This window comes from Azotobacter tropicalis, assembly GCF_059739045.1.
Map to the genome: position 1 here is coordinate 1,301,152 of NZ_AP046059.1, position 26,164 is coordinate 1,327,315.

General features: G+C 68.5%; 17 protein-coding genes and 1 pseudogene. 4 read left to right on the top strand and 14 right to left on the bottom strand.

Annotated features, from left to right (window positions below):
- Positions 1-40: 40 nt before the first annotated feature.
- The 8 genes from scpC (Atro_RS06040) to bktB all read right to left on the bottom strand — a co-directional run bounded on the left by scpC (Atro_RS06040) (position 41) and on the right by bktB (position 12,355).
- Positions 41-1,537, bottom strand: a complete 1,497-nt coding sequence (scpC, locus tag Atro_RS06040) for a succinyl-CoA:acetate CoA-transferase ScpC (RefSeq protein ID WP_497926856.1) — start codon at positions 1,535-1,537, stop codon at positions 41-43.
- Positions 1,538-1,883: 346 nt separating this feature from the next.
- On the bottom strand, positions 1,884-3,380 hold the full coding sequence (gene scpC, locus Atro_RS06045; protein WP_497926857.1) for a succinyl-CoA:acetate CoA-transferase ScpC: 1,497 nt from the start codon (positions 3,378-3,380) through the stop codon (positions 1,884-1,886).
- Between the two features lie 112 nt (positions 3,381-3,492).
- The gene (locus Atro_RS06050; protein WP_497926858.1) at positions 3,493-5,142 is read right to left on the bottom strand and encodes an electron transfer flavoprotein-ubiquinone oxidoreductase; all 1,650 of its coding nucleotides are present in this window, start codon (positions 5,140-5,142) and stop codon (positions 3,493-3,495) included.
- A gap of 150 nt (positions 5,143-5,292) precedes the next feature.
- Positions 5,293-6,222 (bottom strand): electron transfer flavoprotein subunit alpha/FixB family protein, encoded by a 930-nt coding sequence (locus tag Atro_RS06055; protein WP_497926859.1) that lies wholly within the window; start codon positions 6,220-6,222, stop codon positions 5,293-5,295.
- The gene (locus Atro_RS06060) at positions 6,222-6,971 is read right to left on the bottom strand and encodes an electron transfer flavoprotein subunit beta/FixA family protein (protein ID WP_497926860.1); all 750 of its coding nucleotides are present in this window, start codon (positions 6,969-6,971) and stop codon (positions 6,222-6,224) included. Before Atro_RS06060 ends, Atro_RS06055 begins: the two co-directional genes overlap by 1 nt.
- A gap of 95 nt (positions 6,972-7,066) precedes the next feature.
- Positions 7,067-8,842, bottom strand: coding sequence for an acyl-CoA dehydrogenase family protein (locus Atro_RS06065; RefSeq protein WP_497926861.1), 1,776 nt, complete (start codon positions 8,840-8,842; stop codon positions 7,067-7,069).
- Between the two features lie 49 nt (positions 8,843-8,891).
- A complete protein-coding gene (fadB, locus tag Atro_RS06070; protein ID WP_497926862.1) occupies positions 8,892-11,033 on the bottom strand; it encodes a fatty acid oxidation complex subunit alpha FadB in 2,142 nt (713 codons plus the stop codon).
- A 128-nt stretch (positions 11,034-11,161) separates the two neighbouring features.
- Complete coding sequence (bktB, locus tag Atro_RS06075) at positions 11,162-12,355, bottom strand: beta-ketothiolase BktB (protein WP_497926863.1); 1,194 nt, start codon at positions 12,353-12,355, stop codon at positions 11,162-11,164.
- A 203-nt stretch (positions 12,356-12,558) separates the two neighbouring features.
- Here bktB and Atro_RS06080 point away from each other — a divergent pair, with 203 nt between their 5' ends.
- Both Atro_RS06080 and Atro_RS06085 read left to right on the top strand, forming a co-directional pair.
- Positions 12,559-13,575, top strand: coding sequence for an AraC family transcriptional regulator (locus tag Atro_RS06080; protein WP_497926864.1), 1,017 nt, complete (start codon positions 12,559-12,561; stop codon positions 13,573-13,575).
- A gap of 160 nt (positions 13,576-13,735) precedes the next feature.
- Positions 13,736-14,965, top strand: coding sequence for an MFS transporter (locus Atro_RS06085; protein ID WP_497926865.1), 1,230 nt, complete (start codon positions 13,736-13,738; stop codon positions 14,963-14,965).
- A 44-nt stretch (positions 14,966-15,009) separates the two neighbouring features.
- On the opposite strand, the gene Atro_RS06090 is transcribed toward Atro_RS06085, so the two are convergent.
- Complete coding sequence (locus tag Atro_RS06090) at positions 15,010-15,738, bottom strand: SIMPL domain-containing protein (protein WP_497926866.1); 729 nt, start codon at positions 15,736-15,738, stop codon at positions 15,010-15,012.
- Positions 15,739-15,883: 145 nt separating this feature from the next.
- Here Atro_RS06090 and Atro_RS06095 point away from each other — a divergent pair, with 145 nt between their 5' ends.
- Entirely contained in the window at positions 15,884-16,258 is a 375-nt protein-coding gene (locus Atro_RS06095) for a hypothetical protein (protein WP_497926867.1), read from the top strand.
- 61 nt (positions 16,259-16,319) lie between these two features.
- On the opposite strand, the gene Atro_RS06100 is transcribed toward Atro_RS06095, so the two are convergent.
- From Atro_RS06100 to hrpA, 5 genes and pseudogenes are all read right to left on the bottom strand, one after another.
- Complete coding sequence (locus Atro_RS06100) at positions 16,320-18,719, bottom strand: M48 family metalloprotease (protein WP_497926868.1); 2,400 nt, start codon at positions 18,717-18,719, stop codon at positions 16,320-16,322.
- Positions 18,720-18,756: 37 nt separating this feature from the next.
- Positions 18,757-18,951 carry a hypothetical protein gene (locus tag Atro_RS06105; RefSeq protein ID WP_497926869.1) on the bottom strand — a complete coding sequence of 65 codons (195 nt, stop codon included), beginning with the start codon at positions 18,949-18,951 and terminating at the stop codon, positions 18,757-18,759.
- A complete protein-coding gene (locus tag Atro_RS06110) occupies positions 18,948-20,153 on the bottom strand; it encodes an MFS transporter (RefSeq protein WP_497926870.1) in 1,206 nt (401 codons plus the stop codon). The genes Atro_RS06105 and Atro_RS06110 overlap by 4 nt, the downstream gene beginning before the upstream one ends.
- A gap of 44 nt (positions 20,154-20,197) precedes the next feature.
- Positions 20,198-20,611, bottom strand: coding sequence for a MarR family winged helix-turn-helix transcriptional regulator (locus Atro_RS06115; protein ID WP_497926871.1), 414 nt, complete (start codon positions 20,609-20,611; stop codon positions 20,198-20,200).
- A 150-nt stretch (positions 20,612-20,761) separates the two neighbouring features.
- Positions 20,762-24,828 (bottom strand): annotated as a pseudogene (gene hrpA, locus Atro_RS06120) (ATP-dependent RNA helicase HrpA).
- Positions 24,829-25,059: 231 nt separating this feature from the next.
- Between hrpA and Atro_RS06125 the strand changes: the two are divergent.
- Positions 25,060-26,160, top strand: coding sequence for an IS630 family transposase (locus Atro_RS06125; protein WP_497926667.1), 1,101 nt, complete (start codon positions 25,060-25,062; stop codon positions 26,158-26,160).
- The last annotated feature ends 4 nt before the right edge of the window (positions 26,161-26,164 follow it).

Below are 26,164 nucleotides of genomic sequence, written 5' to 3' on the forward strand. Positions count from 1 at the left end.
GATCCGGGCTGGAGGCCACGACGGCCTCCAGCCCCGCCCCTCAGCCGGCCGCCAGCATGTGGCCGCGCCGCTCCTGGTTGATGTGCCAGGACAGGGCTTCCTCCAGCACGTGCGGAGTCTGCCCGCCGCGCTCGCAGGCGCGCACGAAGTAGTCCTCCAGCGCCGCGCGGTACTCGGGGTGCACGCAGTTGTCGATGATCGCCCGCGCCCGCTCGCGCGGCGCCAGGCCGCGCAGGTCGGCCAGGCCCTGCTCGGTGACCAGGATGTCGACGTCGTGCTCGGTATGGTCGACGTGGCTGACCATCGGCACCACGCTGGAGATGGCCCCGTCCTTGGCGATGGACTTGGTGACGAAGATCGCCAGCTGGGCGTTGCGGGCGAAGTCGCCGGAACCGCCGATGCCGTTCATCATCCGCGTGCCGCTCACATGGGTGGAGTTGACGTTGCCGTAGATGTCGAACTCCAGGGCGGTGTTGATGCCGATGATGCCGAGCCGGCGGGCCACTTCCGGATGGTTGGAGATCTCCTGCGGGCGCAGCACCAGGCGCTCCTTGTAGCGCTCGAAATCGCCGAACACCTGGGCGCCGCGGGCCGCCGAGAGGACGATCGAGCTGCCCGAGGCGAAATCCAGCTTGCCGGCGTCGAACAGTTCGAAGGTGGAGTCCTGCAGCACCTCGGAGTACATGCTGAGGTGCTCGAAGGGCGCGTCGACCAGGCCGGCCATCACCGCGTTGGCGATGGAGCCGACACCGACCTGCAGCGGACCCAGGTTGCACGGCAGGCGCCCCTGCTCTACCTCGTTGACGAAGAAGCCGATCAGGTGGTCGGCGATCGCCTGGGTCTCGCAGTCCGGCGGCAGTACGTTGGACGGCGAATCGCTGTAGTCGCTGATGACGATGGCGGCGATGCGGTCCGGATCGACCGGGATCGCCGTGCAGCCGATGCGCTCGTCCGAACGCGTCAGCGGAATCGGCGCGCGCGCCGGGCGGTCGGCGGGGATGTAGATGTCGTGCAGGCCTTCCAGATTGGCGCCGTAGCGCAGGCTGATCTCGACGATCACCCGGTCGGCGAACAGCGCCAGGCTGGCCGAATTGCCCACCGAAGCGGTCGGCACGATATGCCCTTCCTCGGTGATCGCCACCGCCTCGACCACGGTGACGTCCGGCCGCTTGAGCTGATGGCTGCGCATCTGCTCGACGGTCTCGGAGAGGTGCTGGTCGATGAACATCACCTTGCCGTCGTTGATCGCCTTGCGCAGGGCCGCGTCGGCCTGGAACGGCATGCGCCGGGCCACTACGCCGGACTCGGCCATCAGCCGGTCGAGGCCGTTGCCGATGCTGGCGCCGGTGACCAGGCTGATGCTGAACGGCTCGCGGCCGGCGCGCTCGACCAGGGCGAAGGGCACGGCCTTGGCGTCGCCGGCGCAGGCGAAACCGCTCATGCCGACAGTCATGCCATTCTGAATCAGGGAAGCGGCTTCGGCTGCGCTCACGATCTTGTCATGCAGGGAAGCCAAGCGGATACGCTCGGAATACATGGGAGGAAACCTCGAAGATTGTAGTTATTAGAAAGAGGAATTACGGGGATATTACTTACCGTCGCTGGGGCTTATACAAAGTTTCACCAGCCCTCCCCACTAGACCAAAGCATGAAAGCCTCACCGGCCAGTCAGGAACGCGCCTGCCCGCCTGTCCGCCCGGCGCCATGTTGCGGCAGACGTCGATGCTGTCACGCCTCTTGCACGGCGAGCCTGCGCAATGGACGACGGCAATGAAAAAAGCCGGACCGGGAAAACTCCCGATCCGGCCAAGACACCGACGCCGACCGCAGCCTGGAGGGATCCACGGGCCGCGGTCGGATCGGTGGAGCGTAAAGGGCGTCGCTCAGCGAGCTGCCAGCATGTGGCCACGCTCTTCCAGGTTGAGGTGCCAGGACAGCGCCTCGCCCAAGAGGTGCGGGGTCTGCCCACCCTTGGCGCAGGCGCGCGCGAAGTAGTCCTCCAGCGCCGCGCGGTACTCGGGGTGCACGCAGTTGTCGATGATCGCCCGCGCCCGCTCGCGCGGCGCCAGGCCGCGCAGGTCGGCCAGGCCCTGCTCGGTGACCAGGATGTCGACGTCGTGCTCGGTGTGGTCGACGTGGCCGACCATCGGCACCACGCTGGAGATGGCCCCGTCCTTGGCGATCGACTTGGTGACGAAGATCGAGGTGTGGGCGCTGCGGGCGAAGTCGCCGGAGCCGCCGATGCCGTTCATCATCCGCGTGCCGCCGACGTGGGTGGAGTTGACGTTGCCGTAGATATCGAACTCCAGGGCGGTGTTGATGCCGATGATGCCGAGCCGGCGCGATACCTCGGGGTGGTTGGAGATCTCCTGCGGGCGCAGCACCAGACGCTCCTTGTAGCGCTCGAAGTCGCCGAACACCTGGGCACCGCGGGCCGCCGAGAGCACGATGGCGCTACCGGAGGCGAAGTCCAGCTTGCCGGCGTCGAACAGTTCGAAGGTCGAGTCCTGCAGCACCTCGGAGTACATGCAGAGGTTCTCGAAGGGCGCGTCGATCAGGCCGGCCATCACCGCATTGGCGATGGAGCCGACGCCGACCTGCAGCGGGCCCAGGTTGCGCGGCAGGCGCCCCTCCTCCACTTCCCGGGCGAAGAAGTCGATCAGGTGGTCGGCGATCGCCTGGGTCTCCGCGTCCGCCGGCTGCACGGCGGACGGCGAGTCGCTGTAGTCGCTGACGACGATGGCGGCGATCCGCGCCGGGTCGACCGGAATGGCCGTGACGCCGATGCGCTGGTCCGGGCTGACCAAGGGAATCGGCTGGCGCCCCGGCCGGTCGGCGGGGATGTAGATGTCGTGCAGGCCTTCCAGGTTGGCGCCGTAGCGCAGGCTGATCTCGACGATCACCCGGTCGGCGAACAGCGCCAGGCTGGCCGAGTTGCCCACCGAGGCGGTCGGCACGATGTGGCCCTGCTCGGTAATGGCGACCGCCTCGATGATCGCGACGTCCGGCCGCTTGAGCTGATGGCTGCGCATCTGCTCGACGGTCTCGGACAGGTGCTGGTCGACGAACATCACCTTGCCGTCGTTGATCGCCTTGCGCAGGGCCGCGTCGGCCTGGAACGGCATGCGCCGGACCAGCGCACCGGACTCGGCCAGCACCCGGTCGAGGCCGTTGCCGATGCTGGCGCCGGTGACCAGGCTGATGCGCACCGGCTCGCGCTGGGCGCGCTCGGCCAGGGCGAAGGGCACGGCCTTGGCGTCGCCGGCACAGCCGAAACCGCTGATGCCGACGGTCATGCCGTCCTCGATCAATGCCGCCGCTTCGGCCGCGCTCAGGACTCGGTCATGCAGGGAAGCCAGGCGAATACGCTCGGAATACATGGGAAACCTCGGAGGATTGTAATTATTCGAAGAGAGGGCCTCGGCCTCCCGGCAGGCCTGCCGGGAAGCATCGAGGTCTTGCGAAAACGGCCATGCGCGGCGCCGATGCGCCCTACATGTTCGGGTAATTGGGTCCGCCGCCGCCCTCGGGCGCCACCCAGACGATGTTCTGCGACGGGTCCTTGATGTCGCAGGTCTTGCAGTGCAGGCAGTTCTGCGCATTGATCTGCAGGCGCGGCTCGCCCTGCTCCGCCTCCAGCACCTCGTACACCCCGGCCGGGCAGTAGCGCTGCGCCGGCTCGGCGTAGCGCGGCAGGTTCTCGCGCAGCGGCAGCGCCCGGTCCTTGAGGACCAGATGGCAGGGCTGGTTCTCGGCATGGTTGGTGTTGGAGAGGAACACCGAGGCGGGCTTGTCGAAGCTCAGCACGCCGTCCGGCCTCGGATAGACGATGGGCGCGCAGTCCGCTGCCGGACGCAGGCGGGCGTGGTCGGCCTCGCGGTCGTGCAGGGTGATCGGCAGCCGGCCGGCGAAGACATTCTGCTCGACGAAGTTGAAGGCGCCGCCGGCCAGCGGCCCGAGCCGGTGCAGTGCCGGGCCGAAGTTGCGCGAGCGCTGCAGCTCCTCGTGCAGCCAGGACGCCTCGAAGGCCGCCTTCCAGCGCGGCGCCCAGGCGCTGTCGGGCAGTTCCTCGGCCAGTGCGGCGAACACCGTCTCCGCCGCCAGCAGCCCCGACTTCATCGCCGTGTGGCTGCCCTTGATCTTGGAAACGTTCAGGGTGCCGGCGTCGCAACCGAGCAGCAGGCCGCCGGGGAAGGCCATCTCCGGCAGGGCGTTGAAGCCGCCCTTGGCGATGGCCCGCGCGCCGTAGGACACCCGCTTGCCGCCCTCCAGGTACTGCTTCAGCACGGGGTGGTGCTTGAGCCGCTGGAACTCGTCGAAGGGGCTGAGCCAGGGGTTGGCGTAGTTCAGGTCGACGATCAGGCCGACCACGACCTGCTGGTTCTCCGCGTGGTAGAGGAAGAAGCCGCCGCCGCTGTCCTTGTCCAGCGGCCAGCCAGCGCCGTGGATCACCAACCCGGGCCGGTGGCGGGCCGGGTCGATGTCCCACAGTTCCTTGATGCCGAGGCCATAGTGCTGCGGGTCGGCGTCACGGGCCAGGTCGAAGCGCTCGCTCAGTTGCTTGCCCAGGTGTCCCCGGCAGCCTTCGGCGAACAGGGTGTAGCGGGCGTGCAGTTCCATGCCCGGCATGAAGCCGTCCTTGGGCGAGCCGTCGGCGGCCACGCCCATGTCGCCGGTGGCCACGCCCCTGACCCGGCCGTTCTCGTCGTAGAGCACTTCCGCGGCGGCGAAGCCGGGGAACACCTGCACGCCGAGGGCCTCGGCCTGCTCGCCCAGCCAGCGCACCAGGTTGCCGAGGCTGACGATGTGGTTGCCGGCGTTGTGCAGGCTTTTCGGCAGCAGCGCGTCGGGCAGCTTCACGGCTCGCTCGGCGTCCTTCAGCAGGTAGACCTCGTCGCCGGTCACCGGGGTGTTGAGCGGGGCGCCAAGGGCCTGCCAGTCGGGGAACAGCTCGTCCAGGGCGCGCGACTCGAACACCGCGCCGGAGAGGATGTGCGCCCCGACCTCGGAGCCCTTCTCCACCACGCAGACCTCCAGCGGCCGTTCCCGCTCGGCGGCCAGCTGCATCAGCCGGCAGGCGGCGGACAGGCCCGCCGGGCCGGCGCCGACGATGACCACGTCGAATTCCATGGCTTCGCGCATGGCGCGTTCCTCCACATCAAAGGCCAAAAGGCTTGTTGTTGTCGTAGGGTGGATGGCCACCCCGTGGGAAACGCGCGCAGCGATTTCCCACCTTGGCCAGGCTGTTGGTGGGAAAGGCCTGCGGCCGTTTCCCACCCTACGGAAATCGTCTCAAAGCGCCCGTTCCAGCTCGGGTACCGCCTCGAACAGGTCCGCCACCAGGCCGTAGTCGGCCACCTGGAAGATCGGCGCCTCGGCATCCTTGTTGATCGCCACGATCACCTTGGAATCCTTCATCCCAGCCAGATGCTGGATGGCGCCGGAGATGCCCACGGCGATGTACAGCTCCGGCGCGACGATCTTGCCGGTCTGCCCGACCTGCATGTCGTTGGCGACGAAGCCGGCGTCCACCGCCGCCCGCGAGGCGCCGACCGCGGCGCCCAGCTTGTCGGCGAGCGTCTCCAGCAGGGCGAAGTTCTCGCCGCTGCCCAGCCCGCGGCCGCCCGATACCACGATGCGCGCGCTGCCCAGTTCCGGGCGGTCGGACTTGGCCAGCTCCTCGCCGACGAAGCGCGAGGTGCCGGCCTCATGCACGGCATCGAGGCGCTCGACGACGGCGCTGCCGCCCTCGGCCGGCAGCGGGTCGAAGGCGCTGGCGCGTACCGTGGCGACCACCACCGGGTCGAGCGACTGCACGGTGGCGATGGCGTTGCCGGCGTAGATCGGCCGGAGGAAGGTGTTCGGCGAAACGACGCCGACGATGTCGGAGAGCTGGGCCACATCGAGCAGCGCGGCGACCCGCGGCATCAGGTTCTTGCCGGCCGAGCCGGCCGGCGCGAGCAGATGCGAATAGGTCTTGCCCAGCGCGGCGACCAGCCGGGAGAGGTTTTCCGCCAGCTGGTGCTCGTAGGCGGCGGCATCGGCGACCAGCACCTTGCTCACCCCGGGAATGGCGGCGGCCTGGGCGACGACGGCCGCGCAGGAGAAGCCGGCGACCAGCAGATGCAGCTCCTCGCCCAGCAGCGCCGCGGCGCCCAGGGTGTTCAGGGTGGCGCCCTTGAGGGTGCGGTTGTCGTGTTCGGCAATGACAAGAATGGCCATCAGATCACCTTCGCTTCGGTCTTCAGTTTTTCCACCAGCTCGCTCACGCTGCCGACCTTGATGCCGCCCTGGCGCTCGGCCGGCGCCTCGACCTTGAGCAGGCGGGTGTGGGCCTTGAGCGCCACGCCGAGTTCGGCGGGGGTCTTGACCTCCAGGGGTTTCTTCTTGGCCTTCATGATGTTCGGCAAGGAGGCGTAGCGCGGCTCGTTGAGGCGCAGGTCGGTGGTGACGATGGCCGGCAGGGCCAGCGACAGGGTCTGCAGGCCACCGTCGATCTCGCGGGTGACCTCGAGGCGGCCCTCCTGCAGGGCGAGCGCCGAGGCGAAGGTGGCCTGCGGCCAGTCCAGCAGGGCGGCGAGCATCTGCCCGGTCTGGTTGTTGTCGGCATCGATGGACTGCTTGCCGAGGATCACCAGGTCGGGCTGCTCCGCCGCGACCACCGCGGCGAGTAGCTTGGCCACCACCAGGGATTCGGGTAGCTCGGCGGTGTCGACCTGGATGCCGCGGTCGGCCCCCAGGGCCAGGGCGGTGCGGATCTGCTCCTGGCAGGCGGTGGGGCCTACCGAGACGGCGACGATCTCGCTGGCGAGGCCGGCCTCCTTGAGGCGCACGGCCGCTTCCACGGCGATCTCGCAGAAGGGGTTCATGGCCATCTTGACGTTGGCCAGATCGACGTCGCTCTGGTCGGCCTTCACCCGCACCTTGACGTTGTAGTCGATCACCCGCTTGACGGTTACCAGTATTTTCATTGCGCAAGTCCCCGCTGGGGCGGCCTTCGGCCGCCCTCTGTCTTGTTGTCGCGTTCAGCGGCGCCCGGACGGAACACCGCTCCCGTGGCGCGGAATCAGAACTGCTCGTCGCTCAGCGCCATGATGCTGGCGCTGCCGGCACGGATCGCCGCCAGCAGGGCCTGGGTGCGCGGCAGCAGCTGCTCGGCGTAGAAGCGCGCGGTGACCAGCTTGGCCTCAAGGAAGGCGCGGTCGCCGCCGGCCTCCAGCAACGCCTGGGCGCGCAGCGCCGAACGGGCCATCAGCCAGCCGCCGCACAGGTAGCCGAACAGCATCAGGAAGTTCACGCTGACGCTGCCGGCCAGGGCCGCATCGGCCTCTGCGCCGTCCAACAGCAGGCGGCGCGCCTCGCGGCCAGCAGCCAGCGCCTCGCCGAGCGCCCGGGCCTGGGCGGCGAAGGGGCCGGCACTCTCCAGCCGGGCGACAGTTTCGCCGATCTCGTCGAGCAGGCTGCCGAGCAGTTCGCCCTTGTTCAGCAGGGTCTTGCGCCCCACCAGGTCGAGCGCCTGGATGCCGGTGGTGCCCTCGTAGATGGTCAGGATGCGCGCATCGCGGTAGTGGCGGGCGGCGCCGGTCTCCTCAATGAAGCCCATGCCGCCGTGGATCTGCACGCCGAGGGAGGTCACCTCCTGGGCCAGCTCGGTCAGCCAGCCCTTGACGATCGGCGTCAGTAGGTCCACGCGACCCTGGTGACGTGCGGCAGCGGCCGGGTCCGGCGCATGGGCGGTGCGGTCGACCTCGGCGGCGGCGACCAGCGCCAGGGCGCGCATCGCCTCGATGGAGGCCTTCATCTGCAGCAGCATGCGGCGCACATCGGGGAACTCGATGATCGGGAAGCGGCTGCCGTCCTTGCGGGTGCCCTGCAGACGTTCTTTGGCGTACTGGCGGGCCTGCTGGTAGGCGCGCTCGGAAATCGACAGGCCCTGCAGACCGACGCTCTGGCGGGCATGGTTCATCATGGTGAACATGCAGGCCAGGCCCTTGTGCGGCTCGCCGACCAGGTAGCCGACCGCACCCTCCTTCTCGCCGAAGCTCATCACGCAGGTCGGGCTGCCGTGGATGCCCAGCTTGTGCTCCAGGGAGACGCACTGGGCGTCGTTGCGCGCGCCCGGCCGGCCCTGCGCGTCGAGCAGGAACTTGGGCACGACGAACAGGGAGATGCCCTTGACCCCGGCGGGGGCGTCCGGCAGCCGCGCCAGCACCAGATGGACGACGTTGTCGGTCATCTGGTGGTCGCCCCAGGTGATGAAGATCTTCTGCCCGCTGATCAGGTAGTGGTCGCCGTTGGGCACGGCCCTGGCCTTGATCGCCGCCAGGTCTGAGCCGGCGTCCGGCTCGGTGAGGTTCATGGTGCCGGTCCACTCGCCGCTGACCAGCTTCGGCAGGTAGGCCGCCTGCAGCTCGGCCGAGGCATGGTGGGCGAGGGCCTCGATGGCGCCCTGGGTGAGCATCGGGCAGAGGGCGAAGGCCATGTTCGCCGAGTGCCAGATCTCGTTGACGGCGGTGCCCACCACGTTCGGCAGGTTCTGCCCGCCCCAGGCCTCGTCGGCGGTCAGCGACGGCCAGCCGCTCTCCACGAACTGGCCGTAGGCGCCGGCGAAGCCGGGGGTCTCCTCGACGCCCCGCTCGCCCAGGCGTGCGCCCTGGGTATCGCCGACGGCATTCAGCGGTGCCAGCACCTCGGAACCGAGCCGGCCGGCCTCGGCCAGGATGGCGGAAACCAGCTCGCCGTTGACGTCGCTCAGCCCGGCCTCGGCGCAGAAGCGCTCCAGCTCGACCAGCTCGCCCAGGACGAATTCCGTGTCGCGGTAGGGATGGACATAGTCACTCATTGATTCTTTCCTCTTGTTGTTCGGTGAGCGCCGCCTTCGGCACACAGGCTCAGAAGTAGCTCCGCCCCGCCGCGAGACGGGCGCGGAAATCCTCGGTCAGGCAGTAGAGTCCGCCATGGCGGGCATGGGCCTCGGCCTTGCGGGCGAAGACCGCCAGGCCCTGGGTGTCGATGTAGCGCAGGGCGCCGCCGCGAAAGCGCGGGAAGCCGATGCCGAGCAGCAGCCCCATATCGATTTCCTCGGGCGTCTCGACGATGCCGTCCTCCAGGCAGCGCACCGCCTCCAGGCACAGCGGGATCATCAGCCGGTCGACGATCTCCTCGTCGGAGACCTCGACCCGCTCGAGCACCCGCTCGGCAATCAGCGCGCGGGCGGCCGCCGCGGGCTGCCGGCTGCGCCGTCCGGAAGCATCCTGGGTGTACTCGTAGAAGCCCCTGCCGTTCTTCTGACCGAGCGCGCCGCTGGCCAGCAGCGCCTCCATGATCGGCTCGCCGTCGTGGCCCATGCGCTCGGGGAAACCTTCCTGCAGCACCTGGTCGGCATGGACCATGGTGTCGATGCCGATCACGTCGGCCAGGTAGGCCGGTCCCATCGGCCAGCCGAAGGCCTCCATGACCCGGTCGATCCGCTCGAAATCGACGCCGTCCTTGAGCAGGCGGTTGAAGCCGTTGAAATAGGGGAAGAGCACGCGGTTGACCAGAAAGCCCGGGCAGTCGCCGACTACGATGGGGGTCTTGCCCATGGCGCTGGCGTAGGCCACGGTGCGGGCGATGGTCGCCTCGGAGCTGCGGCTGCCGCGGATCACCTCGACCAGCTGCATCAGCTGCACCGGGTTGAAGAAGTGCATGCCGCAGAAGGCTTCCGGCCGCTTGAGGCTCTGCGCCAGCAGGTCGATGGAGATGGTCGAGGTATTGGAGGTCAGCACCGTGTCCATCGACACCCGGTCTTCCACCTCGGCCAGCACGGCGGCCTTGATCCTGGGATTCTCGACCACCGCCTCGACCACCAGGTCGACCCCGGCGAAGTCCTCGTAGTCCAGCGCCGGCTGGATGTTCTCCAGCACCCGCTGCTTGCCGGCCGCATCCAGCCGGCCCTTGTCGATCTGCCGGTCGAGCAGCTGGCCGGCGGTCTTCAGGCCCAGCTCGAGCGCCTCGCCGCGGATGTCCTTCATGACGATGGGAACCCCCGAGGACGCCGACTGGAAGGCCACCCCGCCGCCCATGATACCGGCGCCGAGCACGGCGCTGCGGCGCACCGGCGCGGCCTTGCCGCTCCAGGCCTTGGCTTTCTTCTTGACCAACTGGTCGCCGAGGAACAGGCCGATCAGGGCGCGGGCGACATCGGACTTGGCCAGGACCGCGAAAGTGCACGCCTCGATCTCCAGCGCCTCGTCCAGCGGCAGCGTGGCGTGCCGGACGAGCGAAGTGAGGATCGCCGCCGGCGCCGGATAGTGACGATCGAGCTTGCCGCCCAACTGCTGCTGGAGAGCGGCCAGCCGCTCGCGCGTCTCGGCGGTGTCGGCCAGGGGCTGCTGCTTGCGGACGCGGTGGGCGCTGAGCGACAGCTCGCCGCTCGCCGCCAGATGCAGCAGGTTCAGCGCGGCATCGCGCAGTTCCCCGGCGGCGACCACCCGGTCGACGGCGCCCAGCTCCAGCGCCCGGGCCGCGGCCTGCGGCTTGCCGGCGAGCATCCAGTCGAGCGCCGCCTCGGCGCCGATCAGCCGGCTCAGGCGCACGGTGCCGCCCCAGCCCGGGCAGAGGCCCAGGGTCACTTCCGGCAGGCCGATCCGGGCATCCGCGGCCAAGACCCGGAAGTCGGCGGCCAGCGCCAGCTCGCAGCCGCCGCCCAGCGCCAGGCCGTTCACCGCGGCCACGGTCGGGAACGGCAGCGCCTCCAGAGCGCCGAACAGCCGCTGTCCCTGGCGGATCCACTCCACCACCTCACCCTCGCTGCGGGCAAAGGCCGCGGTGAATTCGGTGATGTCGGCGCCGACCACGAACGCCGGCTTGGCGCTAGCGATCAACAGGCCCTTGATCTCGTGACCGTGGCGCTCGAGCAGCCGGACGACCTCGGCCAGCTCACCCAGGGTCAGGCCGTCCAGCTTGTTGACCGAGGAGCCCTGCAGGTCGAGGGTCAGCTCGACCAGTCCCGCCTCCAGTGCCGTGAGGCGCATCGCCTTGCCGTTGTACATGCCGTGAACTCCTTGTTGTTCTCGATCGGCCACGCAGGCCGCACGCATCCGGACCGTCACCGCGGAGCAACAGTCGGGTCGAAAAAGTCGGAAAGTGGGCGCGGCCACGCCGGACCGCGCCCGGCCGGTCAGTCGCGCTGCAGCAGCACCGCGATGCCCTGGCCGCCACCGATGCACAGGCTGACGATGGCGTAACGGCCCTGGAGGCGGGCCAGCTCGTAGAGCGCCTTCACCGTGACGATGGCGCCGGTGGCGCCGATCGGATGGCCCAGGGAGATGCCGCTGCCGTTGGGGTTGAGGCGCTCGCCCGGCAGTTCCAGCTGCTGGGCGACGGCCAGCGCCTGGGCGGCGAAGGCCTCGTTGACTTCGTAGACGTCGATGTCGCCGACGCCCAGGCCGTTGCGCTCGAGCAACTGGCGGATGGCTGGGACCGGGCCGATGCCCATGAGGCTGGGGTCGACGCCGACCACCGCGTAATCGACCAATCGGGCCAGAACCTGACGGCCCTCGGCTTCGGCCTTGCTGCGCGCCATCAGCACCAGGGCGGCGGCGCCGTCGTTGAGTCCGGAAGCGTTGCCGGCGGTGACCGTGCCGCCCTCCTTCTTGAAGACCGGCTTCAGCCCCTCGAGGTCGCCGAGGGTGCAGTCGTGACGGATGTGCTCGTCGGTGTCGAACAGGGTCGTGCCTTTGCGGCTCTTCAGCTCGAGGGGCAGGATCTGCTCCCGGAACCGGCCCTGCTCGACGGCGCGCTGGGCGCGGTTGTGGCTCTCGACGGCCAGCGCATCCTGCTGCGCGCGGGTGATGCCGTACTTCTCGGCGACGTTTTCCGCGGTCACGCCCATGTGATAGCGGTTGATCGGGCAGGTCAGGGCGCCGACCATGGGATCGACGGTCACCCCGTCGCCCATCCGCTGGCCGAAGCGTGCCGCGGGCAGGTGGTAGGGCGCGAGGCTCATCGATTCGGCGCCGCCGGCCACTGCAGTATCACAGAGGCCGAGCTGGATCTGCTGGGCCGCGCCGATCACCGCCTGCAGGCCGCTGCCACACAGGCGGTTGACGGTCAGCGCCGGAGTCTGCTCGGACAGGCCGCCGCGCAGCGCCGCCACCCGGCTCAGGTACATGTCCAGCGGCTCGGTATGGATGACGTTGCCGAACACGCAGTGGCCGACGCTGGCCGCCTCGATCCCCGCCCGGCGCACCGCCTCAGCGACCATCAGGCCGGCCAGTTCGCTGGGACGGTGGCTCTTCAGGCTGCCGCCGAAATCGCCGATGGCCGTGCGTACCCCGCTGACGATGACCACTTCTTGTACTTGTGCGCGCATGGATGGTTTTCCTTGGAGAGTGCCGAGAGCGGACCGCCTTCCGGGCGAATCGGACGGGAGTCCGCGAATGACCGTTAGCTTCCATCCACGGGCAGGGCGCCGGCAATAACGAAACCAGCCTCAAAATTGACATTAACGGACAGCACCGATCCGGCCGTTCCGATAGACTTCCGGCGCAGGGATACGCCTCTTCAGGACAGGCCATGAGCATCGAGCGCTACTCCATCTCCATGCATTTCCCGCGGGTGCTGATGAATGCCGCGCGCCGGCGCGGCCTCGACGAGGACGTGCTGCTCGCCGAGGCCGGCATCAGCCGCCGGCTGCTCGACAACCCCCACCTGCGCATCACCCCCGACCAGTTCAGCCGGCTGATGCGCGGGGTCTGGCGCCTGGGCGACGACGAGTTCCTCGGCATGGGCGCGCAGCGCTGCCGGCAGGGCATCTTCGCGCTGATGGCCAAGCAGGTGGTCCGTTCGCGCAGCCTGCACTCGGTCTATTACAAGCTCGGCCACTTCTACAACCTGGTGAACGACTCGTTGCGTCTGGACCTGCGGGTCGAGGGCGACGAGGCCATCTTCTCGATGGCGCTGGCCGATCCTTCCCAGGACCCGGACTACCTGCTGCGGGAGTTCCTGCTGCTGCTCTGGCACCGCTTTCCCAGCTGGCTGATCGGCCAGCGGATTCCGCTGAAGTACGTCGCCTTCGACCATGCGGCGCCCGAACACCTGGCCGAATACCGGCTGATGTTCCCCTGCCCGGCGAGGTTCGAGCAGCCGACCACCTGCCTGGTGTTCGAGGCGCGGATGCTCGAAGCCCCGGTGGTGCAGACCCCCGAGGCTCTGGCCAACCACCTGCGGCGGGCGCCGATCGACTGGTTCACCCGGCCGGCCTATTACCCCGTATACACCCGGCGGGTGCGCGATCACCTGGAAAGATCCGGCGACCTGGCCGGCGCGACCATCCAGAGCACCGCCGCCGCCCTGCTCCTGACCGAGCGCACCCTGCGCCGCCGGCTCAGCGCCGAGGGCAGCAGCTTCCAGGGCATCAAGGACGGCATGCGCCGCGACATGGCCATCCACTACCTGACCCAGCCCTCCCTGCCGATCAGCCAGGTCGCCCGGCAGCTGGGCTTCTCCGAGCCGTCCGCGTTCACCCGGGCGTTCAAGCAGTGGACCGGGGAGCTGCCGAAGACCTACCGGGATGCGGCGCGGAAGATGTGATTCGGCCTGGAAACTGGCACTCCGCGAAACCGCCCATTCCTCTGAAAGCGCATCCTTGAGCGGCTACACGGTTTTCTCGGGCCGTCGATAGGGGAATAATGGGGACGCTTTTCCCCTCCCTTGCCTTGCGATCCTACTTATTACCTATTCGAGGTTCACCATGACCGAGCACGCTCCAGCGGGCACGCCGCCGCTTTCCGCTCGCGCTGTCTTATTGATCGAACTGGCCCTGGCGATGGGCGGTTTCGGCATCGGCACCGGCGAATTCGCCATCATGGGCCTGATGCCGAACGTGGCCCAGGACCTGAACGTCAGCGAACCCCAGGTCGGGCACGTGATCAGTGCCTACGCCCTCGGCGTGGTGGTCGGCGCACCGCTGCTGGCCATCCTCGGCGCCCGCCTGCCGCGGCGCATCCTGCTGATGCTGCTGATGCTGTTCTTCGCCGCCGGCAACTTCGCCAGCGCCCTGGCGACGGATTATCACGCCCTGATGCTTAATCGTTTCATCGCCGGCCTGCCCCACGGCGCCTACTTCGGCGTCGCCTCGCTGGTGGCCGCCTCCATGGTCGCGCCGGACAAGCGCGCCAATGCGGTCAGCCGGGTGATGCTGGGCCTGACCGTCGCCATCCTGATCGGCAATCCGCTGGCCACCTGGCTCGGCCAGTGGCTGAGCTGGCGCAGCGCTTTCGCCCTGGTCGGCGCCATCGCCCTGCTCACCGTGGCCCTGGTGTTCATCCACCTGCCGGCGAGCCGCCATGAGGAAACCAGCAACCCGATGCGCGAGATCCGCGCCTTCAACCAACCCCAGGTGTGGCTGTCGCTGGCCATCAGCGCGATCGGTTTCGCCGGCATGTTCTGCGTGTTCAGCTACCTGGCGCCGACCCTGCTGGAAGTGACCCGGGTACATGAGGCCTGGATTCCCTTCGCCCTGGCCGCCTTCGGCCTCGGCACCATCGTCGGCAACCTGGTGGGCGGCTGGCTGTTCGACCGGCTGAAATTCAAGTCCGTCGCCCTGGTGCTGGTATGGAGCACTGCCGTGCTGCTGCTCTTCCCGCTGTCGGTCCATTCGATCTGGAGCGTCCTGCCGGCGGTTTTCGCGGTGGGCACCATGGTCGCGCTGGCACCGCCGCTGCAGACGCACCTGATGGACGTGGCCGCCGAGGCGCAGACCCTGGCCGCCGCCTCCAACCACGCCGCCTTCAACATCGCCAACGCCCTCGGCCCGTGGCTCGGCGGCCTGGCGATCAGCGCCGGCCTCGGCTGGACCGTCACCGGCTATGTCGGCGCGCTCACCGCGGTCCTCGGCCTGCTGATCTTCTTCCAGGCCTGGAAGCTGCAGAACGGCTCGGCGCAAGCTGCACCGGCCGGCCAGGCAGTGGCGGAAAACTGAGGCGCCCGTGCGGCAGGCGCCGGTGAGTCCGCGTCTGCCGCCGGTCAGTCCAGCGTGTACTCGAAAGTGCTGACCACCCGCAGGCGCTTGCCGATGGTGCGGCCGCTGTCCTCTTCGCCACCGCCGCTGTCGAGCACGCGGATCACGCCCTGGTTGGCGCTCTTCAGCCGGCCGAGGGTCGCCCCGGCATCCGCGGCGAATTTCTCCGCCTGCGCTCGGGCATTGCGGGTGGCATCCTCCAGCAGTTTCGGCTTCACCTCGTTGAAGCCGCGCAACTGGTAGCGCAGGCCGGCCTGGCCCTGCTCCTCGGACTCGAGCTGGATACCCGCCTGAATCAGCGGATCGACCCGGTTGACCGCCTGCGCCAGCGCATCGACCCGCGTCGACTTCACCAGCACCCGCCCTTGGCCGTTGAAGCGCAAGCCGACATCCCGCGGCGACCATTCGCGGGCCAGCAGATCCTGGACCTGCAGCGGATGGACCTCGATCTCCGCCGCCTCGAAACCCTGCTCGCGGAGAAAGGCCAGGATCCGCTCGCGGTCCTCGCTCAGCAGCCGCTGCACGCCGCCGAATTCGTCGCCGCCGCGGCGAAAGGCCAGCGTCCAGATCGCGAAGTCGCTCTTCACGTCCAGTTCGGCCAGGCCCTTCACCGTCACCGCACGGTCGCCCATGCGAAAGCGCTCCACGCCCCGCCCCACCGACCAGCCGGCGAAGGCCAGGGCCACGCCGATGATCAGGGCGGGAATCCATCCGATACGCAGCGTATTTTCCATCGTCATCCTCCCGGGAATCCCCGAACAGGCTAGCCCATGCCACAGCGGCCGTCGGACCGGCCGACGGCCAGGACCAGCGCTTGTCGCCGGCTCTGTCGCTGGATTATGGTGCCGCCACCCCGTCTCCCTGCAGGCAGCCCCTCGCATGTCCACCCCCTCCCCGCGGCTCGGCCACTACGCCCTCGGCGGCATCCTGGCGAGCATTCTGCTCAATCTGCTGCTGCGCACCTTCGTCAAGGTCGGCGGCCTGTTCGCCACCTTGCTGATCGCCGGTCTGGTCGCCGCCGGCCTGGCCCTGGTCTTCGCTTGGCGGAACCGCCGCGCGCCCTGGCCCGAGGAGCGTCGCGGCATCGTCCTGCGCTATGGCCTGGGCCTCGGCGTGCTCTATCTCGGCCTGCTGGCGATGATGGAACACGAGTACGCCCACGGTCCGGTCGGGCTGATGCTGTTCGGCCTGCACTACGCCTGCTATCCGGCGCTGGCCTGGGTGACGCTGGGCTGGAAGGGGTTCAGGAGCTGACAGCGGGCGGACCAGCGATAACTGGCCTATCGTGAATCCCGCCCGGCGCGTTGCCGGCGACTCAGGCCGCCTGCCGCCCCACTCCTGCCAGCAGACGGATACCGCGAATGCCCTGACGCGCCTCGGCACCGGCGCAATGGCTGGCGACCTTGGTTAGGACCCGGCGATGGGCGTAGTCCAGGCTGTCGAGGATGAGGGCGCCCTGCTCGAGGAACTCCAGCGGATCGCTGCCCTGGTCGCCCAGCACCGGACAGCGCAGGCGCAGGTAGCCGCCCAGGGTCTCGCCATCGAGCAGCCGCTGGGGAATGCCGTCGGCCTTGGCCAGCAGGGCCAGCGCCTCGCCCCGGAAGCGGCGCAGGGCATCGCGGGCCAACCGTTCGGTCTGCACGTCCGCCGACTGCTCGCGCAGCGCCCGGAAGCGCCCGGCCAGCACCCAGGCCTCCCTCAGGCTGGCGTAGTCGCCATACAGGCGACTCAATTGCAGCAGCAGGCGCGCCGCATCGCGCAAGCGGGCATCGGCGCCGACCAGGCCGAACTCCAGGCGCCGCCGGTACAGCGAGGCGGCCAGGTGCAGCTGCCAGTGGGCCGGCGTATGCCCATCGGCGATCTGCGCGTGCAGCGCCGTGTGCTGCTGCGCATCGAAGGCCTCCCGCTCGCTGACCCGCGCCTCGATACCCTCCTTGTGCAGGCGGATACACCAGGCCAGGGCCACGCGCCGCTCCTCTTCCGTCTCGGCCTGCTCCCAGGCCCGGCCGATCTCCGGCGACAGGCGCCGCAACTCGTCCACCACGCCCTGCCAGTCCAGCTTGCGATGCGCCTCCTGCGGCGCCAGGTGCAGCGCCAGCCAGGGCAGCGGCCGCCACTGCCGCCCGGTCCATTCGTGCAGTTGCTCGAACGCCTGGTCGCGGCGGACATTGCGCTGCAGCAGCGTCCGGCTGTCGAGCAGCTGTTCGTCGCGGCAATCGAGCCCCCGCTCGGCGTACCAGGCCTGGGTCACGCAGCGACAAAGCCCGGCAAAATCGGCGAACAGCAGCGCCGCCGGACGCGCGTCGTGCAGATGCCCAGCGGCCTTGAGCGCCGCGCTGTGGCGGATGCGCTCGAGGTCGGCGGGATGGCTGTGCCAGTAACGGGTGGCCGACTCCGCCAGGCGCAGCTCCAACTGGCGCAGGGTTTCGCCCTCCAGGTGCGCCGCCTGCAGCACGGTCGCCTCGGGGATGTCGCGCAGCAGACGGCGCTCGCGCCAGGCCTGGACGTTCTGCCGCTCCACTTCGGCCAGCGCCTCGCCCAGAACGCGCAGGCGCAGAGCGGTCTCGCGGAAGGCGGCACTACCGGCGATCAGGGTTTCGTAGCGGTCGGCATCGAACTCCATCTGCCGCGACAGGGCCCGCGAGACACGAAAGCTCAGCCAGAAACCGGCACGCAGCAGCCGGCGGGCCAGCGCGATCCCCTGCTGCGCGATACGGATCGCCATCTGCAGGCCCCACCACAGATCCAGCGCCTGCCAGGCCTGCAGCCGGTCGTCCCAGGGATCGCGCGCGTTGGCCTGGGTTTCCAGCCAGGCGTTGACCCGGTTGATCAGGAAATGGCAGCGCATGCCGAGACGCTGGCCGAAGTGGCCGAACTCGTGGGCCAGCACGCCGACGAACTGCTGCACGCTCAATCCCGCCACCAGCGGCATGCCGATGGTCAGCACCTTGCGGCCACTGAAGAAGCCGCTCCAGCCCTGCTCGAAATGCACGCTGGCATTCACCTCGTTGCCGAGCAGCACGGCCACCGGCGGGTTCAGACCGATGGCCCGGCAGAGCTGGCGGATCACCGCCGCGAGGCGCGGCTCGGCGGCCAGATCGAGCTCCAGCGGCTCGGCCTCGGCCTCCGCGCCGAGGAACAGAGGACGCGCCAGGAACAGCAGCAGGATGCCGCCGCTCAACGTCGGCACGCCGTAGATGAACAGCTGCAGCCAGAGGCTGTCCAGCGCACCGAGATACTCGTGGACATGACCGAGATACCAGACCAGTCCCGCCCCCAGCCCGACCACCAGGGCCGCGTACAGCGCCGGTACCAGCAGGCAGCAGAGGGTCACCAGCAGCAGGTGGCGGATATAGGCCCGGCTGGGTGGCGGGCACTTCAGGCCGGTGTGGGCCAGCGCCTGCAGGACCTGCAGGGGATCGGCAACGGTAGCGGGCCGTTCCGCCGCGGCCTCCGCCGGACGCGCCGCCGTGCGGAACGCCGGCGCCGCTTCGAGGGCCTCCAGCCGTGCCCCAAGTCCGACCTGGCGCAGCACCGCCAGCCAGCGTTCGGCCTCGCGGCGCTCGAGCCCGCTCTTGACCACTCGCACGGCAGGCGGCAATAGCGCCTCGACTTGCTCGGGGGGCAGTTTCAGGCGGGTCTGCAACCCCTCGCGGATACTCTGCGGCGTATGCCCGGGCAATGCGTCCCCGGTCAGCACCAGGCGGAAAGACATGGCGACTCCTCACGTTCCTGTGACAAGGAGCCGCACCCTAGCAAAGGCCGACAGAAGCCGAGCGGCGCACCATCACAGGGATGGCAAAGGCCGTCTCGAGAACGTGAAGGCGGTCAGCAGATCCCCCCAATTGCAACAGAGCCAGTCCGCCCTGCCGCCAGCCCCACCAGGCGAAGGCCAGCAGCAGGCCGAGCACGGCGGCAATGCCCAACCGCAGCAGCCAGCCGCTCATGCCGCCCCGGCCGCCCGCAGACGTGCCACCGGCTGCTCGCGCACCGGCCAGTTGAGCAGCGCGGCCATCAGGCTGAGGGCGATGGAAATCTGCCAGACCAGCTCGTAGCTACCCGTGCGGTCGTAGAGCCAGCCGCCCAGCCAGCCGCCGAGAAAGGCACCGAGCTGGTGGAAGAGGAACACGATGCCGCCGAGCATCGACAGGTTGCGCACGCCGAACAGGGTCGCCACCGTGCCGTTGGTCAAAGGCACCGTGGACAGCCACAACAGGCCCATGGCCATGCCGAAGGCATAGGCGCTCCACTCGCTGAGCGGCAGATAGACGAAGGCGACGATCACCGCGGCGCGCAGCAGGTAGAGCGCACTCAGCAGCGGCGGTTTGGCATAACGCCCGCCGAGCCAGCCGGCGAGGTAGGTGCCGAACACGTTGAACAGCCCAACCAGCGCCAGCACCGTGGTACCAACCTGGGCCGGCAGGTGCTGGTCGACCAGATAGGCCGGCAGGTGCACGCCGATGAATACCACCTGGAAGCCGCAGACGAAGAAGCCCAGCGCCAGCAGCCAGAATCCCATATGGCTCGCCGCCTCGCGCAGCGCCTCGCCCAGACTCTGCTCGTCGGCCTGCGGCGGTTGCGGATTGTCCCTGAGCAGGCCCACCAGCGGCACGATCAGCGCGACCAGCAGCCCCAGCGCCAGCAGCGCCGACGACCAGCCGAGCCAGCCGATCAGCCCGAGGGTGCCGGGCAGCATGGCGAACTGGCCGAAGGAGCCGGCGGCCGCGGCGATGCCCATCGCCAGGCTGCGCTTTTCCGCCGGCACGGCGCGGCCGACCATGCCAAGGATCACCGAGAAAGAAGTGCCGGACAGGCCGATGCCGATCAGCAGGCCCGCGCTCAGCGACAGGCTCCAGAGCGAGTCGGCCAGAGCCATCAGCGCCAGTCCCGCGGCATAGAGCACGCCACCGACGACCACCGTCCGCGCCGCGCCGTAGCGGTCGGCCAGCGCTCCGGCGAAGGGCTGCGCCAGCCCCCAGATCAGGTTCTGCAAGGCGATGGCGAAGGCGAACACCTCCCGGCCCCAGCCGAACTCGGCGCTCATCGGCGCCAGGAACAGGCCGAAGCCGTGGCGGATGCCCAGCGACAGCGCCAGGATCAGCGAAGCGCCCAATAGAACCCAGCCACTCGTACGCCATACCGAAGTCATGAGTCGTCCTCTTATGGGTATATACCCGCTTATCCGCGAAAAAATCAGTCGAGGCCTTCCAGTTCATCCAGCAGCGCCATCAAGGCGCTGCGCTTCTCCGGCCCGAGGCGCTGCCCCAGCTGCTCCTGCACCCGCGTCCAGGCCCCCTTCGCCTGGTCGAGACAGGCCCGGCCCGCCGCCGTCAGGGACACCAGCCGGTTGCGCTGATCCTCGCCGCCCTCCAGCGCCAGCAGCCCCTTGCCCTCCAGCACCCGCAGATTGCGCCCGAGGGTGCTGCGATCCAGCCCCAGCGCCTCGGCCAGTTCCGTGATGCTCGGCCGCCCCAGCCGCTCGAGGTTGCGCAGCAGCGAATACTGCGCGGCATTGACCCCGACGCCGGCAAGGGCATCGTCGTACAGGCGGTTCACGCTGCGCGTGGCCCGGCGGAGTTTGGTGCAGAGGCAGGAGGTCGGAAGCATAGGGTACAGGTATATACCCGCATCCACTGGGGCGTCAACCGCGCTGTCACCGGACGACACGGTGGAAAACCGCTACGCGGGTTTTCCACCCTACCCACATCCGCAAGCCCGCAGGGTGGGCAACACTCCGCTTGCCCACCCGCAGCGCCATCAAGCCTCCACCAGACTCCACTGTTTGGAAAGCCGCTTGTCCGATACCGGCACCTTGGTCCCCAGTTGCTGGGCGAACAGCGATACCCGGTATTCCTCCAGCATCCAGCGGTACAGGACCAGGTTCGGGTCGCGCTTGCCCTCCTGGGCGTGCTTGGCGGCACGGGCCTGGTACTGCTCCCAGAGGCCGGCGAGTTCGCCGCTCCAGACGCGGTCGCGCTGCAGCTGGCCGCCGACCTTGTCGAGGCGCTGTTCGATGGCCTTGAGGTAGCGCGGGCATTCGCGCAGCCATTCGGCCGGGGTGTCACGGACAAAGCCGGGATAGATGAGCCGGGCGAGCTGGGCCTTGATGTCGTTGAGGGCGACGGCCTGGGCCAGGTCGATGCGCCCTTGAAGCGCTTCTGCAGGTCATGGCGAAGCTTGAGGATTTCCAGTACCAGCTTAGCCAGACGGCCGGCCTGCTCGGCCCAGGCGCCGCGCTTGTGCTCGGCCAACGTGGCCAGCGCGGCGCCATCACGGGGCAGCTGCGGCTCGCCGTCGAGGATGCAGGCGTCGAGGCTGGCCAGCAGGATGTCCTCGACCAGGGCATCCGGCTTGCCCATGTCGCGGTACAGCAGGCTGAGCTCGGTGAGGCCCGGCAGCTTGCCGCGCAGCTGCCTGGCCGGCTCGGCCAGTTGCTGCAGGAGCAGGCGCTGCAGGGCGCGGCGGTGCTGGAAGTCGGCCTCGGCCTGGGTCGGAAAGCGGTTTTCCTTCACCGTGCCGCCCTCTTCCACCAGCGCCGGGAACACGGTCATGGACAGGCCGGCGACCTTCTGCTGGGTCTTTTCCGCCACCGGGGCGAAGGCCTTGGCCTCGACCGGAGCAGCCGCGGCCTTCTGCTGCGGAATCGCCAGGGCCGCCTGGCTGGCCTCGGCGAAGCGGGCGGTCAGCTCGGCCAGGTCGCGGCCCTCGCCGAGGAACTTGCCGCGCGCATCGACCACCTCGATGTTCATCTTCAGGTGGCTTTCGAGCTGGGCGGCGGCCTCGATCCAGGCCTCCTCCGGCACGCGGGCGCCGGTCATGCGCGTCAGCTCACGGCCCAACGCCTCGGGCAAGGCGCCTTCGGCGAAGGCCAGCTTGGCCAGCGCCGCCTTGACGAAGTCCGGCACCGGCACGAAGTTCTTGCGGATCGCCTTGGGCAGGTTGCGCACCAGGGACACGCACTTGGCCCCCAAGAGGCCCGGCACCAGCCAGTCCAGGCGCTCGGCCGGCAATTGCGGCAACAGCGGCGCCGGCACGCGGACGGTCACCCCGTCGCGCGGATGACCCGGCTCGAAGTGGTAGGTCAAGGGCAGTTGCAGCTCGCCGAGGCGCAGGCTGTCCGGGTACTGCGCGGCGGTGACCTCGCTGGCCTCGCGGGCCAGCACGTCCTCCTCGCGCATCATCAACAGCTGCGGATCCTTCGCGCTCTCGCGCCGGTACCAGCTGTCGAAGCTGGAGGTCTGGTAGATGTCCGCCGGCAGGCGCGCCTCGTAGTAGGCGAACAGGGTTTCCTCGTCGGCGAGGATGTCGCGTCGGCGCGCCTTGGCCTCCAGCTCGTCGAGCAACTCCAGCAGCTCGCGGTTGGCGGTCAGGCATTTGGCACGGCTGGCGATCTCGCCGCGCACCAGCCCCTCGCGGATGAACAGCTCGCGGGCGACCGGCGGATCGACGGGGCCGTAGTGCACCGGGCGGCGGCCGACCACGATCAGTCCGTAGAGGGTGACCTGCTCGAAGGCGACGACCTGGCCGCGCTTCTTCTCCCAGTGCGGCTCGAAGTGGTTCTTCTTGACCAGATGGCCGGCCAGCGGCTCGATCCACTCGGGGTCGATCTTCGCCACCATACGGGCGAACAGCTTGGTGGTCTCGACCAGCTCGGCGGCCATCACCCAGGCCGGCTTCTTGCGACCGATCACGCTGGAGGGATGGATCCAGAACCGCCGCTGGCGGGCACCGAGGTAGTCGCCCTCCTCGGTCTTCTGGCCGATCTGGCTGAGCAGGCCGGAGAGGATCGCCTTGTGCACCGCGGCGTAGTTCCTGGCCTTCTGCGCGGCTTCGCTGGCCTCGACCTGCTGGCGGACGATGGCGTTGACCTTGTTGTCGGTGGTCGGGGCGATCTGTCCGGTGGAAAAGCCTTCGGCGTTTTCCACCCTAGGGGAGTCGGATTTTGCGTAGGGTGGATGGCCGGAGCCATCCACCGCTTTGCCCATACCGAGCTTGAGTTCGCGCACGATCAGCGCGAGCTGGCGGTGGGCATCGCGCCACTCGCGCAGGCGCAGGTAGTTGAGGAAGTTCTTTCGGCACCAGGAACGCAGGGCGTTGGAGCCTAGCGCCTGACGCTGTGCCTCGAAGCCGCGCCAGAGATTGATCAGCGCGGCGAAGTCGGAGTCCGGGTCCTTCCACTGGGCATGGGCCTGGTCGGCGGCCTGCTGGCGGTCCGCCGGACGCTCGCGCACATCCTGCACGGAGAGCGCGCTGGCGACGATCAGCACCTCCTCCAGGCTGCCCTGGCGGGCCGCCTCCAACAGCATGCGGCCGAGGCGCGGGTCCACCGGCAAGCGCGCCAACTGGCGGCCGAGCGGGGTGAGCTGGCCCTCGCGGGTGACCGCGGAGAGCTCCTGCAACAGGGTGAAGCCGTCGCTGATCGCCTTGCCGTCCGGCGGCTCGATGAAGGGGAAATCCTCGATGCTGCCCAGGCGCAGGTGGAGCATCTGCAGGATCACCGCGGCGAGGTTGGTGCGCAGGATTTCCGGATCGGTGAACTCCGGACGGGCGAGAAAATCCTCCTCGCTGTAGAGGCGCACGCAGATGCCCGGCTCGACCCGCCCGCAGCGGCCCTTGCGCTGGTTGGCGCTGGCCTGGGAGACGGCCTCGATGGGCAGGCGCTGGACCTTGGCGCGATAGCTGTAGCGGCTGATCCGCGCGGTGCCGCTGTCGATGACATAGCGGATGCCCGGTACGGTGAGCGAGGTTTCCGCGACGTTGGTCGCCAGGACGATCTTGCGCCCGGCCGCCGGGCGGAAGATCTTCTGCTGCTCGGCCGGGGTCAGGCGGGCGTAGAGCGGCAGGACCTCGGTGTGTTTCAGGTTGGCCTTGCGCAGCACCTCGGCACAGTCGCGGATCTCGCGTTCGCCGGGGAGGAACACCAGCACGTCGCCGGGACGCTTGCCGACCGAGCGCTCGTGGGTGGCGATCTCGTCGAGGGCAGCGAGGATGCCCTGGTCGACGGTCAGGTCGTCCTCGACCCGATTGCCTTCCTCGTCCACCTCGGCGGCCAGCGGGCGGTACCAGGTCTCCACCGGATAGGTGCGGCCGGACACTTCGACGATGGGTGCGTCATCGAAGTGCTTCGAGAAGCGCTCCAAATCGATGGTCGCCGAGGTGATAATGACCTTGAGGTCGGGCCGGCGCGGCAGCAGGGTCTTCAGGTAGCCGAGCAGGAAGTCGATGTTCAGGCTGCGCTCATGGGCCTCGTCGACGATGATCGTGTCGTAGCGCTCCAGGTAGCGGTCGTGCTGGGTCTCGGCGAGCAGGATGCCGTCGGTCATCAGCTTGATCAGGCTGCGCTCGTTGGACTGGTCCTCGAAGCGCACCTGGTAGCCGACCAGCTCGCCCAGCGGCGAGCTGATCTCCTCCGCCACCCGGGTCGCCACGCTGCGCGCAGCCAGGCGCCGCGGCTGGGTGTGGCCGATCAGCCCGTGCACACCGCGGCCGATCTCCAGGCAGATCTTCGGCAACTGGGTGGTCTTGCCCGAACCCGTCTCGCCGGCGATCACCAGCACCTGATGCTTCTGCAGCGCCGCCTTGATCTCGTCGCGCTTGGCGGCGATGGGTAGCGCCTCGTCGTAGCGCAGCGCCGGCACACTGGCCCGCCGCGCCTCGACCAAGGCACAGGAGGCTCGGAAGCGCTCCAGCCACTGCGCCTGCCTGGCCTCGTCCGGCCTCTTGCGCAGCTCGTGCAGCTGTCGGCGCAGACGGTGACGGTCGGCAATCAGGGCATGGTCGAGGTTGTGCAGCAGTTGGTCGAGAGCGGGCGGTGCGTCGGTCATGGACAGCCGTAGCGATTGCGGGGAAAGGGCACGATTGTCGCAGATTTTGGCAATGGGAGCCGCAGACGCAAGCGGCTCCGCTTAAAGGTTATGGCTGAGACATTGCTGCAGAATTGAACACGGTTGCAATGGCTTGCCACGACGGGCCTTTGGCTAGTGTGGTGAATCACAACTACTCAGGATAAATCTTGTCTACCGCGGAGCTGACAGAGTTCTTTCGGAAGACATGCGATGAAAACAGGCCGCCCAGCCGTTCGGATCGAACTGACCGAACAAGAGCATGCCGAACTCACCCGCCGCCGAGCCAGGCACAAGGGGCCTGCCGATATGCAGCTGCGCGCCGAGATCATTCTGTCCTGCGCTCGAGGCGAGTCCGGCTCTTCCATTGCTCGACGGCTTGGCATTACGGCGCAAACCGTTTCGAGATGGCGCCTTCGCTTCGCCCGTTTGGGCCTGCAAGGCCTCAATGACGAGCCGCGCTCAGGCCGCCCACGCAGCATCAGTGATGAAAAGGTCCAGGAAGTGGTCGACCGGGTGCGGCAGACCAGGCCCGACGATGCCAGTCATTGGAGCTCGCGCCGGATGAGCAAGGCCACCCATATTTCACCGGCGAGCGTACAGCGTATCTGGCGAGCCTTCGGGCTCAAGCCCCACCTGGAGCACACCTTCAAGCTGTCCACCGATCCTGCCTTTGTCGACAAAGTGCAGGATATCGTCGGGCTCTATCTAAATCCCCCTGATAAAGCGCTGGTACTGTGTGTCGATGAGAAAAGCCAGATCCAGGCGCTCAATCGAACACAGCCGGGGCTGCCGCTGGAGCCTGGGTATCCGGCGACCCGTACCCATGATTATCAGCGCCATGGCACGACGTCCTTGTTTGCCGCCCTGGATGTGGCCACCGGCGAGGTGATCGGACGTCTCAAGCGCCGTCACCGCAGCGCAGAATTCCTGGAGTTTCTCAGGGCCATCGAGGAATCGGTCGAGAGCGACAAGGCCATCCACCTGATCATGGATAACTATGCCGTGCACAAGACCGACAAGGTGCGTGCCTGGCTTGTCGCGCACCCGCGTTATCACGTGCATTTCACCCCGACGTCTGCGTCATGGCTGAATCGGGTGGAGCGCTTTTTCTCGATGCTCACCCAGAAGTGGATAAAGTGCCAGGCCCATACCAGCGTGAAGGATCTCGAGCAGTCCATCGAGTATTACCTGGCGACCTACAACCAGAATCCAAGGCCTTTCCGCTGGAGTAAGGGAGCAGGTGAAATCCTGGCCTCTGTCGGCAGGGCTGCTCGAGCCTTGCAAAGAAATAATAATGAAGCGAACTTGTGATTCA